The sequence below is a fragment of the Nocardia iowensis genome (assembly GCF_019222765.1).
In the GTDB taxonomy this organism is placed as follows: domain Bacteria; phylum Actinomycetota; class Actinomycetes; order Mycobacteriales; family Mycobacteriaceae; genus Nocardia; species Nocardia iowensis.
This window is the reverse complement of record NZ_CP078145.1, coordinates 5,169,064-5,183,827: the sequence shown is the minus strand read 5'-3', so window position 1 is coordinate 5,183,827 and position 14,764 is coordinate 5,169,064. Positions and strand designations below refer to the sequence as shown.

Genomic DNA, 14,764 nt, shown 5'->3' with positions numbered 1-14,764 from the left:
GGTGGTCGGTCAGCGGAATTTCTGCACGAAGCGCTGCACCTGAGATCGGTACGCGTGCTCCCAATACAGCGAGAAGTGGTCGCCGGACTGGGATGAGATCAAGGTGGCGTCGGGCAGTGCCGCGGCGATCCGGTGGGACGAGGGCGTACCCGTTGTCGAATCGTTCGCACTGGTCATGACGAGCGTTGGTGTCCGCGGCAACCGGGCCATGTCCGGCGGCGATTCCATATGCGCGGTCGTCAGGCGAGCGAACTGGTGCAGCGCCTCAGCGGATTCATAAGGGAGAGAGGCCAATTGCTTGATTTGCTCGGCGGCAGCCTGCGCTTGCGGGGTGGCGGAGGTGCCAACGCCCGCTTGGGTCTCGTTCGCGTCCACCCATGCCGCGCCGGTCGAGAAGATTGTGCGGTGGAATGCGGCCGCGTACCGGAGATCACCTGCGATGCGCGGCATCATGCGCACCATGTTCGCTTCGAACGGGGTGTAATCGGCCGAATCCAGGTAATACCCCCCGTTCATCAGGACCAGCGCCGGAATGGATCCCGGCCATCGAACGGTCAACCACAGCGCCAGGTTCGCGCCCAGGCACCAGCCCGCGACGATCGCTCGTGATACGCGAAAGTGGGCGAGGACATCCATGGCGTCGGCTACCTGCCGCTCCAGTGTCGCGCCGAACGGTCCCACCGGGCTCGGCAGCAGACGGGACTCCCAGGTGAGCACCGAATGGGTCGCGAGCAACTGCTTCGACAGCGGACGCAGGAACTCCACCGGCATCCCGACCGCATTGCACAACAGGACAGTCGGGCGGTCCGGATCGCCTGCCGAGTACACCGTCAGCGGGGCGCCATCGGATGCCCGCAGCGTCTCCGTGGTCCACGGCGCGGCGCTCACGTGCGGCTGCTTCCGGTCGGCTCGGTGCCGGCGCCTGCGCTGAGCAGTCCGCGGTCGACCTTGCCGTTGCCGGTGATCGGCAGGCTGTCGACGATGCTGATACGGCTCGGGACCATGTACTCGGGCAGGGTCGCGGTACAGAAATCGCGCAGACCGACCGGGTCCGCCGTCGCGCCGGAGGCGAGAATGACGAAGGCGGCCAATGCCGCATCGCCCGTGCCGGTTTCATCGGGCACCACGACAGCGGTGGTGACGGCCGGGAATTCCAGTAGCCGGTGCTCCACCTCGGCGAGTTCGACGCGGTTTCCGTTGATCTGCACCTGCGCGTCGGTGCGGCCGCACAGGTACAGCGCGCCGTCCTCGCCGCGGTAGGCAAGATCACCGGTGCGCAGCAGCTGCGCACCGGACTCCGGCGCCAGCGGGTCGGCGACGAGGGCGGCCCGGGTGCCCTCGGGATCGGCCCAATACCCGGTGAACAGGGCGGGGGTCCGGAGCAGCAATTCGCCGCGCGTCCCGGTCCCGTCGATGATCGCACCGTTCTCGTCGGCGAGCAGTAACTCGGCTCCCGGGGGGGCGGCTCCGATCGGGATGTGTGCGACGTGCCGCGGCAGGGGATCGGGCACCTCGTAGAACGAACACGCCATCGATTCGGTGCTGCCGTAGCAGTTCACGATCCGCAGCCCCGCCCGGAGTTCGCGGAGCCTACGCAGCTCCGGAACGGGAAATTCCTCGCCGCAGTACAGAATCGCGCGGAGCCGCGGTAGCGCGGCGACCCGGTCGGGTTCATGGCGCAGTACCGGCCGCCAGATCGACGGCACCCCGCTGACCTGGGTGGCCTCGGTTTCGGCGAGGACCCGCAGGAAGTGGCGCGGCCACCGCACGAGCCGCTGGGGAATCGGCACGATCGCCGCGCCGCTGCCGAGGGCCAGACCGATATTGAGCAGGGCGAAGTCGAAGTGCAGTGGCGGCGTGCTGGCGATGCGGTCGGTCGGCTGCGCGAGATCGTGGCTGAACATGCCGTGGTAGAAGGAGGTTACGGCGCGGTGGCTCATCACCACGCCCTTGGGTTTACCTGTCGTTCCCGAGGTGAAGATGATGTAGGCGGCATCGGTCGTGCAGTGCGCACGGCGGTGCCGGACTCCTGGCTCCGGCGCGCTGTCCACACTGAATCCGCTTGTCGGACCGAAGCGTACGATGCCGGTTCCATCGGGGTAGTCGATGTCGATGCGTGGCACGGCCGCGATCTCCTCGGCCCGGACATGGAGGGCAGGGCGGGTACTGGACAGGACCATCCGCAGCCGCACCGACGGTATCGCCGGACTCACCGGGACGAAGGTGAGTCCAGCCTTGGAACAGCCGAGAAACATGGCGATGGAGTGTGCGGTCGCGTCGGCTTCCAGCACGACGCGTGCGCCGATCTCCAGCCCGAGGGCTTCGAGCTGCCGTGCGTAGAAATTCGAAAGTGCTTCGAGCTCAGCGAATGTCGTTGTCTCCAGCAAACCGGCAGCCGGTGACTCGATAACGGCCGGTGCGTCCGGTGTCCGCGACGCCCAGGCAAGTAGGGCATCGTGCAGGAAAAACTGTTGGGTGGCAGGCGAATTGAAATCCAATTGATGATCTGTCATGCTTTTCCCCCGCGCCCTCGGCAGGGGAGGGCGGTTGATTCGAACGTCGATGCCCAACCTAGGGGCCGGGCTCTGACGTTGTGAATCAGGCTTTCCCACAATGGGTTACAGCTATTCCGTCGACTAACTGTGGCTTTCTACAGTGGATCGAAACCACAACGGCATGAGTAGGCTGTCGGTGCTCGGGTAACGTCGGGGCCAGCCCCTGGCGGATAACCATTTGTCGAAATTCTGCGAGTTCCTTAGGGGGGAACCAGCATTCATCCGGGCATTTATCGCCCGGCGACGTTGTCTTCTGGCGTTCGAGACCAACTCTCTTATTACGAAATGTGGTCCTCATGTGGGTTCTGGGTGTCAATGCACCACCGGCAGGCTGGCACGACAGCGCCGCTTGCCTCATCGATGGTGACGGCAATGTGGTCGCCTTCTCCGAAGAGGAGCGTTGCAATCGGCGCCGCCACTCCCTGTACCGCAAGCCTCTCGGTGCCGCGCGATTCTGCCTCGACCAGGCGGGAATCCAGCCGGCCGATATCGACGTGGTCGCCATCGGATGGGACGTCGAGCAGCTCTACCCCGGACAGTTCGGCTCTGCTTCGGAGTTCCTCTCGTACGCCGTCGGTCTGGACTTCAGTGCCCGTACCCCGGAGGTGGTGCACGTACCGCACCATCGGGCCCATGCGGCTTCCGCCTTCTACGCTTCGCCCTTCGCGAAAGCGGGGGTCCTGGTCGTCGACGGACACGGGGAGAACGAATCGTCGACCATGTGGACCTTCGAGGACGGCCGCGAGCCCAAGCTGGAGCGCAGCTGGCAGCGCAGCGCCTCGCTCGGCTATGCCTACGACGCGGCATCGGTATGGCTCGGCTTCTCGTTCCTGAACGCGGGCAAGACCATGGGCCTGGCGGCCTATGGGCGCGCCCGTGCACTCCAGGTGGAATCCTTGGTCTCCGTCGAGGGCGATGACTTTCGATTGGCCGTCGCTCCGCGCGGTGTCGGTCCAGAACGCGCCACCGCGGCGCAGATCAAAGAGCAGTACGACGACGTGACGGCGCGGTGGCGGACGGTGTATTCGACGATCGTCGGCGCCGACAAGCCGAGCCGGCCCGAGGGCGATCTGGCCGCCGACCCGAAGGCCGTCGAAGTCGCCTATCTGGCGCAGCGGATCGTCGAGGAGACCGTCGCTCACCTGACGTCGCTGACCCGCAAGGTGTCCGGTGTCGACGAATTGTGCCTGGCTGGTGGTGTGGCACTGAACTGTTCGACAAATGGCACCCTGCCCGGCCCGGTGTATGTGCCGCCGGTTCCGCACGATGCGGGGGTGGCACTGGGCGCCGCGTGGACAGTGTGTCCGCCTCGCCGTCACGCCGAGCCGCTGAATCCATACCTGGGCAGCGATATTGACGGTCCGGGCTACCCGGTGCCCGACACCGCGGGGCTGATCGGGTCCGACCTCGATATCGATCGGCTGACCGAACTGCTGTTGGCGGGAAAGATAGGCGCGGTCGCGCAGGGCCGGTCCGAAGTGGGACCGCGAGCTCTGTGCCGCCGGTCCATCATTGCCGTACCGAACTCGGCCACGGTGCGGACGCGGGTGAATGTGATCAAGAATCGCGAGCAGTGGCGCCCCTTCGCCGGTGTGGCGCGACCGGAATTCGCCGCACGACTGTGGGAACAGCAGGATCTGTTGAGCCGGTACATGCTCGGCGCCGCCGAGGTCACCGACTTCGGTGCCCGCACCGCGCCCGCGGTTGTCCATGCCGACGGCACCACCCGCCCGCAGCTGTTGCACGAAGACGAAGCGCCCGCGGTCGGCGCCGTCCTCGATGCCATGCCGCGGCACGGCGCGGCCCCGGTGCTGCTCAACACGTCGTTCAACGACCGGGGGGAGCCCATCGTGAATACCGCGGCCGACGCGCTGGCCGCCTTCCGCTCGATGGACCTGGACTTCCTGGTCCTTGGCGACCGGCTCTACCAGAAGAGTTCGGCGAGGCAGTCGCGGTGACCATCCAGCTCGAGCTGCCCACCGAAAGGTTCCGGGCCTACGGACCACGCCAGATCGACTCGATCGCTTCGCGATTCGGCCTCTCCGACGAGATGCGGGAGACGATCCGCCGCATCTCGCTGGTCCTGCCCTTCCGGGTGAACGAATACGTGCTCACCGATCTGATCGATTGGGACCGAATCCCCGATGACCCGATATTTCAGCTGACCTTCCCGCAGCACGGGATGCTCACGGCCGCCGATGACCGGGAACTGGCCGAGCTCGCGGCAGATCCGGCGAATGCGTTGCGGCTCAAAGCAGCCGTGCGCGACATCAGGGGCCGGCTCAACCCGCATCCGTCCGGGCAGATGGACCTCAATGTGCCCAGCCGGGGTGGGCGGCCGATGCCGGGTATCCAGCACAAGTACCGGGAGACGGTGCTGTATTTTCCCGGCCAGGGCCAGACCTGCCACGCCTACTGCACCTACTGCTTTCGCTGGGCGCAGTTCGTCGGCGACCCCGAATTGCGTTTCGCCGCAGCCGATTCGGCGCAGCTGGTCGACTATCTGGGCGAGCATCCCGAAGTCAGTGACGTCCTGGTGACCGGCGGCGATCCGATGATCATGTCCACCGCACGGCTGCGGGCGCACCTCGAGCCGCTGCTGCGGGTGCCGACCGTGCGCACGATCCGGATCGGTACCAAGTCGCCGGCCTACTGGCCGCAGCGCTTCGTCACCGATCCGGACGCCGACGATGTCCTGCGTTTGTTCGAGCAGGTGGTCGACGGCGGTCGGCAGCTGGCGGTGATGGCGCATTTCAGCCATCCGCGCGAACTGGATTCCGACCGGACCCGAACGGCGCTGCGGCGCATCCGCGGCACCGGTGCGGTGATCTATTGCCAGGCGCCGCTGATCGCGCACGTCAACGACGATGCCGCGACCTGGGCGCAGTTGTGGCGCGCGGAACTGGCACAGGGAGCGGTGCCGTATTACCTGTTCGTGGAACGGGATACGGGCCCGCACAACTATTTCAAGGTGCCGCTGGCGCGGGCCGTGGCGATCTTCGCCGAGGCGTACCGCTCGCTACCCGGCCTCGCCCGGACCGTCCGCGGTCCGGTGATGTCGGCGACGCCGGGCAAGGTCGTGGTCGACGGTGTGGAGACGACGGCCGACGGCCGCCATTTCCGGCTCCGGATGCTGCAGGCGCGCAGTCCCGCACTGGTCGGCCGTCCGTTCCGGGCGCGCTTCTCCGACGACGCCGGCTGGCTCGATGAACTGGAACTGGCCGCGGATACCCCGCGCGATCTGGCGGAGGCGATCCGCGGTGAATAGTGCTGGCCTGTCACCGAATCTGGCGTTGAACCAGCTCGTGGAGCAACGCCGGGCGGCGGGGGAATCGCTGGTGCACCTGGCCTTCGGCGAGGCGCGCTTGCCGTTGCTGCCCCAGCTGGCCGAACAGCTCGCGATCGGGGCCGCCCGCACCTCCTACGGTCCGGTGGCCGGATCGCCACAGGTGCGTGCCGCAGTGGCGGGCTATTTCGCCCGCCGCCGCCTGCCGACCGATCCGGACCAGATCGTGGTGGCGCCCGGGAGCAAAGCCCTGCTCATGGCGATCCAGCTAGCGATTCCGGGTGACGTGGTACTGCCGCGCCCGGCGTGGAACACCTACCTCCCGCAGGTGAACTATGCGGGCAAGCGGGCCTTCGGCGTACCGATTCCCGCCGAGTACGGTGGGGTGCCGAATCCGGAGGCGTTGCGGGACACCCTGGTCCGGGCTCGACGTGAAGGCGGCACACCGCGACTGCTGATCTTGACCCTGCCGGACAATCCGACCGGCACCCTGGCCCCGCCCGAGGTGATCCGGCAGCTGTGCGTGCTGGCCCGCGCGGAGGATCTGCTGATCGTTTCCGACGAGATCTATCGCGATATCGTCCACGACCCCGCTGCCACGCCGTTCCTGAGTCCGGCCGAGCTGGCTCCGGAGCGCACCATCGTCGTCAGCGGCCTGTCGAAGTCGCTGGGACTGGGTGGCTGGCGCATCGGTGTGGCGCGCTTCCCGGGTGGCGATCTCGGCGATCGACTGCGGAATCCGGTGCTTGCCGCGGCCAGTGAGCTGTGGTCCGGACTGGCCGCCCCGATGCAGCAGGTCGCTGCCTACGCGTATGCCGAGCCACCGGAGATCACCGAGCGCATTGTCGATGCGGCCCGCCTGCACGGGCAGGTTGCCCGCGCGGTGCACCGGATCGCCGTCGAAGCCGGAGCACGGTGCCGACCGCCGACAGCCGGTTTCTACGTCTATCCGGACCTGGAGCCACTGCGCCCGCGGCTGGCCGCCCGGGGCATCACCGGTTCGGCGTCGCTGGCCGAGGCACTGCTGGGCGAATCCGGGATCGTGGTCCTGGCCGGTCATCTGCTCGGGGACGACCCTGGTGCGTTGCGGTTCAAAGCCGCCACGAGCTTGCTCTACGGCGATGAGCAGCAGCAATCGGCGGCACTGGCCGCTGCTGATCCGGTGGCACTACCGCAGATCCAGGCGAACCTCGCGCAAATTGCGCACGGCTTGGCCCGGCTCACCGATCAGCGATCTATCGCCGCCGAAGCGAAAACCGGAGTGACACAATGAAGCACCCAATCCTCGATCCAGCGGTGGTCGACCGGTGGAGTTCGTCGGCCGCACTGCTCGAGATCGCCTGCGCCGGTGCGCAATCGGAAGCGCCGATGTTCGACCCTGGTCTGCTGGACTGCATTCAGGTCAACCTCGCCGTCCTGGCGGATGCCGCGCACGGCGCGGGTACTCACCTGCTGCTGGGGGAGCGGGTGGTCTTCAGGGCGTGGCCGGGTGAAGCGAATCTCCCCACCGTGGATCCGCCGCTGGACGAGCAGTTGCGGTCCGCTCGGGCGATCGGACTGACGGTAGTCCGGCGGCAGCGGGGTACCGGTGCCGACATCGCGGATTCCGGGATGGTGCAGGGGGTTCGGTACATCGTTGCCGACGCCTTCGAACTGCCGTGGCTGCCCTATCACCGAAATGCGCATATGCCGCACAGCTTTCTGCTGACCAGTGAGGCCGACCGCTGGTATGCCGTGGACGCCTATCAAAACGAAACACGCTGGGGTGCTGCCGCTCCCGGCCTTTGGGAGCTGGGTGACGAAGAACTGCGCCGGATTTCCAGTGCGGACATCTTCGAGCTCGCTCCGGCCGACCCCGTGCCGACACGGCACGAGGACTCGGCCACGCCGGTCGACGACTATCTCGCCGCCTATCGGGACTGCCCCGATCGCGTCCGAGCCCTGGAGCGGCTCACTGCCGAAACCTGGCTACTGGCGCGCTCCCGGAAGCTGCACGCCCGATTCCGGCAACGGGCATCCGGACCGCCCGAGCTGGCCGCCGAGCACCTGCGCAGCTGGGACCACGTGGTCGAGCAGACCTACCTGGCGTTCCGGCGGGTGAGCCGCGGGCATCCGGAACCACCGGGCGTGCTGGACCGATTGGCGGCCGTACTCGCCGACGACACAACGGTATTCGCACCGCCACCCGAGGCGACGCGCTCCCGCATCGCGCACCTCGTCGGTGCGGTTCTCGGCGTGCCCACGTCCGGACTGATCGACGGTACCGCCTTCGATACCTACCCCACGTTCGGATCGTTCCGGTTGGTCGAAATCATCGAGAGCATCGAAGACGAGTTCGCGGTGGAGATCCCCGCCGAGCTCCTGGTGCCGGAGAAGCTGCGCACCGTCGACGACCTGCACGACTGTGTGCGGGCCGCGACGCCGCGCTAGGCGGCCTGTATGCCGAACCGAGAGAACTGAGTTGCCATGGAATCCCACTTCATCGATCTGCTGCGCCCGTTCCTGAAGCTCGCCGAGTCCACGGAGTTGGAAATCGGCCCGGACACCGATCTGCGCCGTCTCGGACTCACCTCCATGCAGGCGATCGAGTTGTTGTTCGCCATCGAGGACACCTACCGGATATCGCTGCCCGACGAGCACATGAACGACACCACCTTCGCGACGGCGGGCAGCCTGTGGCGAGCGGTCGCCGCGCAGTTGCCCGAACGAACCGGCGAGGCGGATACGTGACAGCGCAACTGCACGGGGTCGATGTCGACAGCAGGCTCGCCGTCGTCGTCGAGGTCGTCGAACAGCATGTACGAAGCACTGATCGCGACGCGACCTTTCCGGTGGCCGCCCTGGATGCCCTGCGGCGCACCGGTTTGCTCGGACTGCTCGTATCACCCGAGTATGGCGGGCTCGGCGGGACAGTGCGTGATATGGCCGCCTGCGCACAGCGGTTGGGGCGCAGCGACATGTCGGTGGCGATGGTGTTCGCCATGCATTGCCAGCAGGTCCAGGCGGTATCCCGGTTCGCGGGCGCGGAACTGAGTGCGAGCCTGCTGCCGCGCCTCGCCGCCGGTGACGTCTACCTGGCATCGGTGACGACGGAAGCCGGGGGTGATCTGTTCGGCGTGCGAGCGCCGCTGGTGGCGACCGAGGACCACGTGCGTATCGAACGGTTCGCGCCGATCGTGACCGGAGCCGCGCACGCCGACGGATTCCTGATCACCATGCGCGGACTCGACGCGACCACGGTCGACGACGTCGCACTGGTGTATGCCGATCGAGACCAATTGGCGGTCGAGTGTTCCGGTGATTGGCAGCCGATGGGCATGCGGGCCAGCCACAGCATTCCGGTGCGGTTGCGCGGTTCGGTGCCGCGGCACCAGGTCATCGGCGGATCCGGCGTATTCCACCGCATCGCCACCGAGGTCTTCGCACCGCTGGCCCACATCGGCTGGTCCGCGGCCTGGCTCGGCACCGCGGCCGGTGCCCTGTCGCGGGTGCTGCATCTGGTGCGTGATCCGAAGCAGCGGAACAGCTTCGACATCGGTTCGGAACTGCTGCTCACTCGCCTGTCCCGGTCGCGGCAGCAGCTCGACACCGTGCACGCGCTGCTGCGGCAGGCGGTCGATCTCGTCGAGTCGGGTGCGGATTTGCAGACGCCGCCGCGGCAGCTGCTGCTGAACTCTTTGAAGATCAGCGCATCCGAGCTGTGTCTCGCGGCGGTCGACGGGTTGGTCGACGCGGTCGGGTTGCGGCACGGTTATCTGCGGGACTCGCCTACCCGGTTGGAGCAGGCCCTGCGTGATCTTCGTTCGGCGGCACTGAATTACAGCAACGACCGGTTGCATCTTGCCGACGGTCGACTGGCTCTGCGTGATCGGGGAGTGCACTTTGTCGACTGAGCTGTCCGCTACCGTAACAGAATCGACTGTGCTCGCGGACCTACCGGTGACGTCGAGCGGTGCCCGAGTGTGGGCGACCCTCGGCTCGGCGGGACTGCTGATCCGTTGCTACCGAGGCGGTGACGTCCGGGCCGGGGTGGATCCGGAGCGCGTCGCCGCCGTGCTGACGGCGGTGGACGCGCGCTTCTCGGTGGCGGCCACCCTTTCGGTGAGTTTGCCGTTGGCGACGACGATTCCCGTATTGGCCACCGGCGCAGCGGAAGTCGCGCAAGCGGCGGTCGAGCGCACGCTGTCCGGAGCGGCCACCGTTGCGCTGGCGGTGACCGACGAGAACGCGGGCACCGACCTCACGGCGCTGGGCACCCGGATCGATCTCGACGCCGAGGGTGTGGAGGTCTCCGGCAGTAAGCGCTGGATCGCCAACGCGCTCACCGCCGAGGAGATCCTGGTGCTGGCCCGCCACCGTCCTGGCCGCCACATCACCGATTTCACCTGGGTACTGGTGCCGAGCAGCGCCGAAGGGGTAACCGTGCACCCCGCCGACTCGACGCTGTTCGCCGCCTCCGGCAGCGGGCATATCGATTTCGACCGGGTCCGCGTGGGACGGGAGCGGATCCTCGGGCGGGTCGGATTGGGGCTACCGGTCTTCGCCCGGCACATCGCGACCGAGCGTCTGGCGAGTGCCCTGTGGGGAGTTCAGCTGTGCCGTCGGGTGATCGCTCGCACTCGCGATCGCCTGGCGAACCGGGCACACGGTGATAGCACCCTGTGGCATCAACCGGCTGTGCGGCAACGGCTCGCCACCGCGATCGTGCGGACCCAGCAGTTGGACGCACTGTGCCGGGTGCACGCGAACGCGGTTGCGCGACACCATGATGCGGCCGCCGCGGCTACGCTGAAGGCAGCCGCCGGTGACACCGTCGGCTTCGTGCTGGGGGAGTGCGCGCACCTATGGGGCGCGGACGGCTTCGCGGCAGGCGGACTGCAGGAGCTGCGTGCTCAGGCCGCGCTGTTCGGAATCGGCGGCGGCGCAACCGAAGTCGTCCTGGAGACGGTGGCCGAGTACGCCGATAGCGCGCTGGCGGAGCTGGCCGGGCGGAGCGCACCGTGATCACCTATTTTCCGGTGCGGGACAATATCTGGCTGGCCACAGCGGAGGTCTCCGCCCTCGGCACTGTCTCGCATCCCGGCGACCGCCGGTCGGTGGCGGGTCGACCCGCGTGGCGGGTACGGGAATTCCTGGCCGGGCGCGATCTGTTGCGCCGCTTGCTCGCCGTCGCCGCGCCGCACGCCACCGATGCCGTCATAGAACCGGATGCGCGTGGGAAGCCTTGGCTGGTCGGCTATCCCGGGATCGGTATCAGCGTCTCGCATTGTGCGGAGGTGATCGCCGCGGGCGTTGCGGTGGGTATGGCACTCGGCGTCGACGTCCAGCGTCCGGATCAGGTGGTCAGCGACGGTATTGTCCGCCGGTTGCTCGGGACGAACGCGCCACTGTTGCACGGGATGTCGCCGGGCCGGGCCGCCGAGGAGGTCGCCTGGATTTGGACCGTGCAGGAAGCGTGCGTCAAGGCCGACGGCGCGGGTTTGGCCGGGCACCCCTGGACCATCCCGGTGCCGCCCCGAACGTGCGCCGGTCGCTGGGGGCGTTTCGTCTGGTCGAGTCTGCGTGGCAGATCACCGATTCCACTGAGTTACGCATTCGCAGCCGTCTCGATCGAGGAAGAACCGTGACGAATACAGCCGAGACCGTCGCCGATACCCTCTACGAGTGGTTCGGCAACTCCGCGCGGGCCCAGCCCGATGCCGTTGCTCTAGAGGTCGACGGCGTGGCCTGGACCTACCGCCGTTTGGCGAACGTGGCCGGAAACATCGCGTCCAGGATTCTCGCGGTGTGCGACGGCCAGGAGCCGCGTCGAGTCGGCTTGCTGGCATCCCGGACGGCCACGGCCTACGCCGGATACCTCGCGATCTTGCGCCTGGGTGCCACGGTGGTGCCACTTGGCACGAGTTTCCCCGCTGAGCGCAATGCGGCCGTGGCGGCGGCGGCACGGTTGGACGTCGTACTCGCCGATGGCAGTGCGGATTCGACCGCGTTGGGTGATCGCACGCTGGTGCTGGACCATGCTCGGCTGGCCGCGTGGGCCGATGAGAGCGTCCCGTCTATCCGTGCCTTTGAACCGCGAGGGGCCGCCTACATTCTGTTCACGTCCGGCTCGACGGGTGTCCCCAAGGGTGTGCCCATAAGTCACGGCAACGTGTGCGCGTTCCTGCGAAATACTGTGGCGCGCTATGGAGCCGGGCCGGGTTCCCGGGTCTCGCAGATCTTCGATCTCACCTTCGACCCGTCGGTCTTCGATATGTTCGCCGCTTGGGGGTCTGGCGCCACCCTGGTGGTCCCGGCCCGCGCCGACCTGCTGGCACCGGTTCGGTTCGTGAACCGGAAGGCCATCACGCACTGGAACTCGGTCCCCTCGGTGATCTCCCTAGCCCATCGGCTGCGCATGCTCCGTCCCGACGCCATGCCGACACTACGGCGCAGCGTCTTCTGCGGTGAACCACTCACGCTGGACCAGGCCAAGGCGTGGCGGATCGCGGCGCCGCACAGTCGAGTGGAGAATGCCTATGGCCCAACCGAACTCACCGTCACCTGCACTTCGTACACGCTGCCGTGCGAGCTCGAGGATTGGCCGCACACGCACAACGGCACCGTCCCCATCGGTACGCCGTACCCGGGAGTGGAATACCGGATGATCGACGGGGAACTGTGCGTCCGGGGACCACAACGCTTCGACGGATACCTCGACCCAGCCGACGATCACGGGCGCTTCCGTACAGGGGACGGCCACCCCCACGATCCCAACACCCCGCTCGACCACACCCACTGGTACCGCACCGGTGATCGAATCAGCACTACACCAGACTCGGCCGATCCCCCTGTCCTCGTCCATCTCGGCCGAAACGACGAGCAAGTACAAGTGCAGGGCTACCGTGTCGAACTCGCCGAAATAGCCGCCGCCATCCGCGAGATCCCCGAGATTGCCGACGCAGCAGTAGTACCCCTGACCCGCCCCGGCGGAGACACCGCCCTCGCCGCAGCCTTCACCTGCACCGATCCCCACCGCGACGACGCAACCACCGAGACCCTCCGCCAGCACTTACAACGCCGACTCCCGGACTACATGATCCCCCGCAATTTCCTGCGCCTCGACGCACTACCCCTGAACCCCCGCGGCAAGATCGATCGCCCCGCACTGGCCCAACTACTCACTGACGCAGACCCAACGACCACCCCAAAACCCGAGCGGGGCACAGCGATCCAAGATCCGGCTTCCAGGCTCGTGTGATCCGGTTGTCGACATCAAGCGCGATCGGTGACGTGATCGCGCACTCACCGCAGGGCGGGTGTGGTAGGAGGTGAGGGTCTACTTCAATAGTGCCGCGTGCATTTTTGTGTAGAGGTCGGTGTTGTCTTGGGTGGTGGCGAATTGGGTTGAGGCTGGGCCGTAGGTGTAGATCTGGACGTCGGCGCCGGTGTGGTCGCCGTAGAGGTATGTTAGCCAGAGGCTGGCGTCTGGGGAGCCGTCGGTTATGTCGGCTGGGTCGTCGGGGGTGCGTAGGGTCGCGGGGGCGAATGTCTGTGGGTCTGCCTGGGGTGCGTTCAGTGGGCCGCGGGAGCGGTTGGTGTCGAGTAGCTGTTCGTTGTCGCGCAACGGGATACCGTTGTTTGCCGGGTTTCCCGGGTCGATGTTGGGGGGTAAAGAGACGGATTCGGCGTTGGTGAAGTTGCCCGGCTCGACGATGCCGAGGCCGCCACCCTCGTGGTCGGCGGTGACGATTACCAGGGTGTGTCCGTCGCGTTCGGCGAAGTCCATGGCCGCGGCGACGGCGTCGTCGAACGCTTTGAGTTCACCGAGAGCTTGGGCGGCTTCGTTGGTGTGTGACCGTTTGTCGATTTGCGCGCCCTCGACCTGTAGCAGGAAACCCTTGTCGCCCTTGGCTTTCGACAGCAGATCGATGGCCTTGGTGGTCATCTCGGTCAGGGTGGGCTCCTGACGCTGTGGCGCGGTGTCGGGGAGCGTGGCCTTCGCCTGTTCGACGGTCATGTTGCCGCGGCTGAACAGGCCGATGACCTTCGCGCTGGAGACGGCACTCAGGTCCTGCTTGGTGGCGGTTCGCTGGCTGACGGCGGTCTGCGCGGCCATGGCCGGGTCGCCCATGCTGCCGAGGACGGCATAGCCGTTGTCCTGCAACAGTTTCTGATCCTCGGGGGTGAACCGGGACAAGCCGCCGCCGAGGATCACGTCGGCGGTGGCCGTGCGGGCGATCTGGTCGGCGATCGGTGTGATCACGGTTTTGTCGTCCGGGACCGCTTCGAAGCTGCCATCGGCTTTCTTTGGCAGGCACGAGGATTCGGAGAACGTCGGACCCTGGCAACTGCGTAGCAGCGCATGACTGTACATGGCGGCGGGGGTGGCGTCGGTGACCTCGGCGGTGGTCACGTTGCCGGTGGCGAAACCGGCGGCCTTGGCCTGCTCCATGAGGGTGGGCACCGCCTTGCCGTAGGCGTCCACGCCGATCGCGGCGTTGTAGGTCTTCACACCGCTCGACCACGCGGTGGCCGACGAGGCCGAGTCGGTGACCAGCACCGGCTGGGTGCTGTTCGGTTCCACCGCGTAGGTGGAGACCGCGCCGATGTGCGGCAGCTTCTCCATGTTCAATTGACCGCTCGCGCCGTAGAAGCGCTGCCGGGCCGCGGTGATGTGGCTACGGCCCATGCCGTCGCCGAGCAGGAAGATGATGTTGTGCACTCGGTCGGCGGCCTCGTCCCGACTCGTCCCGCATCCCGCGAGGCCGGACGCGGCGACCAGCACGGTCGTGGCGAGGGCCGCGGCGGCGCTGAATCGAGAGCGCTTCCTCTGCTGCACTATGTCTCCTCTAGCCGTCGGTGGCGAACTATTTCGTTGCGCGCCACAGGGTCTGGAGCACGGCAACGGTATCCGCGGACAGCAGGTAGTCAAAACTGATAA

At 67.1% G+C, this 14,764-nt stretch carries 12 protein-coding genes; 9 read left to right on the top strand and 3 right to left on the bottom strand.

Annotated features, from left to right (window positions below; genetic code table 11):
• Positions 1 to 9 precede the first annotated feature (9 nt).
• Together KV110_RS23770 and KV110_RS23765 are read right to left on the bottom strand one after the other, a co-directional pair.
• Entirely contained in the window at positions 10 to 888 is an 879-nt protein-coding gene (locus tag KV110_RS23770; protein ID WP_218469496.1) for an alpha/beta fold hydrolase, read from the bottom strand.
• Complete coding sequence (locus KV110_RS23765; protein WP_218469495.1) at positions 885 to 2,513, bottom strand: AMP-binding protein; 1,629 nt, start codon at positions 2,511 to 2,513, stop codon at positions 885 to 887. The genes KV110_RS23770 and KV110_RS23765 overlap by 4 nt, the downstream gene beginning before the upstream one ends.
• Before the next feature lie 338 nt (positions 2,514 to 2,851).
• Here KV110_RS23765 and KV110_RS23760 point away from each other — a divergent pair, with 338 nt between their 5' ends.
• Genes KV110_RS23760 through KV110_RS23720 form a run of 9 tightly spaced genes read left to right on the top strand, consistent with a single transcriptional unit; the run spans position 2,852 to position 13,081 of the window.
• Positions 2,852 to 4,513: a carbamoyltransferase C-terminal domain-containing protein gene (locus tag KV110_RS23760; protein WP_218469494.1), complete on the top strand. Its 1,662-nt coding sequence runs from the start codon at positions 2,852 to 2,854 to the stop codon at positions 4,511 to 4,513.
• A complete protein-coding gene (locus KV110_RS23755) occupies positions 4,510 to 5,823 on the top strand; it encodes a KamA family radical SAM protein (RefSeq protein ID WP_218469493.1) in 1,314 nt (437 codons plus the stop codon). The genes KV110_RS23760 and KV110_RS23755 overlap by 4 nt, the downstream gene beginning before the upstream one ends.
• A complete protein-coding gene (locus KV110_RS23750) occupies positions 5,816 to 7,114 on the top strand; it encodes a pyridoxal phosphate-dependent aminotransferase (protein WP_246633932.1) in 1,299 nt (432 codons plus the stop codon). The genes KV110_RS23755 and KV110_RS23750 overlap by 8 nt, the downstream gene beginning before the upstream one ends.
• Positions 7,111 to 8,271 (top strand): acyl carrier protein, encoded by a 1,161-nt coding sequence (locus tag KV110_RS23745; RefSeq protein ID WP_218469491.1) that lies wholly within the window; start codon positions 7,111 to 7,113, stop codon positions 8,269 to 8,271. Before KV110_RS23750 ends, KV110_RS23745 begins: the two co-directional genes overlap by 4 nt.
• A gap of 36 nt (positions 8,272 to 8,307) precedes the next feature.
• Positions 8,308 to 8,571, top strand: coding sequence for a phosphopantetheine-binding protein (locus KV110_RS23740; RefSeq protein ID WP_218469490.1), 264 nt, complete (start codon positions 8,308 to 8,310; stop codon positions 8,569 to 8,571).
• Complete coding sequence (locus KV110_RS23735) at positions 8,568 to 9,734, top strand: acyl-CoA dehydrogenase family protein (protein WP_218469489.1); 1,167 nt, start codon at positions 8,568 to 8,570, stop codon at positions 9,732 to 9,734. The genes KV110_RS23740 and KV110_RS23735 overlap by 4 nt, the downstream gene beginning before the upstream one ends.
• Before the next feature lie 46 nt (positions 9,735 to 9,780).
• Positions 9,781 to 10,845: an acyl-CoA dehydrogenase family protein gene (locus KV110_RS23730; RefSeq protein WP_218469488.1), complete on the top strand. Its 1,065-nt coding sequence runs from the start codon at positions 9,781 to 9,783 to the stop codon at positions 10,843 to 10,845.
• Positions 10,842 to 11,468 carry a 4'-phosphopantetheinyl transferase family protein gene (locus KV110_RS23725; protein WP_218469487.1) on the top strand — a complete coding sequence of 209 codons (627 nt, stop codon included), beginning with the start codon at positions 10,842 to 10,844 and terminating at the stop codon, positions 11,466 to 11,468. Before KV110_RS23730 ends, KV110_RS23725 begins: the two co-directional genes overlap by 4 nt.
• Positions 11,465 to 13,081, top strand: a complete 1,617-nt coding sequence (locus KV110_RS23720) for an AMP-binding protein (RefSeq protein ID WP_218469486.1) — start codon at positions 11,465 to 11,467, stop codon at positions 13,079 to 13,081. Before KV110_RS23725 ends, KV110_RS23720 begins: the two co-directional genes overlap by 4 nt.
• 78 nt (positions 13,082 to 13,159) lie before the next feature.
• Here the strand turns inward: KV110_RS23720 and KV110_RS23715 are convergent, their stop codons facing one another.
• The gene (locus KV110_RS23715; protein ID WP_218469485.1) at positions 13,160 to 14,662 is read right to left on the bottom strand and encodes an alkaline phosphatase; all 1,503 of its coding nucleotides are present in this window, start codon (positions 14,660 to 14,662) and stop codon (positions 13,160 to 13,162) included.
• Positions 14,663 to 14,764 lie beyond the last annotated feature (102 nt).

Bases quoted from the DNA above. Each gene is read 5' to 3' on its own strand.
- KV110_RS23765 (WP_218469495.1), bottom strand. From the start codon at position 2,513: ATGACAGATCATCAATTGGATTTCAATTCGCCTGCCACCCAACAGTTT.
- KV110_RS23760 (WP_218469494.1), top strand. From the start codon at position 2,852: ATGTGGGTTCTGGGTGTCAATGCACCACCGGCAGGCTGGCACGACAGC.
- KV110_RS23745 (WP_218469491.1), top strand. From the start codon at position 7,111: ATGAAGCACCCAATCCTCGATCCAGCGGTGGTCGACCGGTGGAGTTCG.
- KV110_RS23740 (WP_218469490.1), top strand. From the start codon at position 8,308: ATGGAATCCCACTTCATCGATCTGCTGCGCCCGTTCCTGAAGCTCGCC.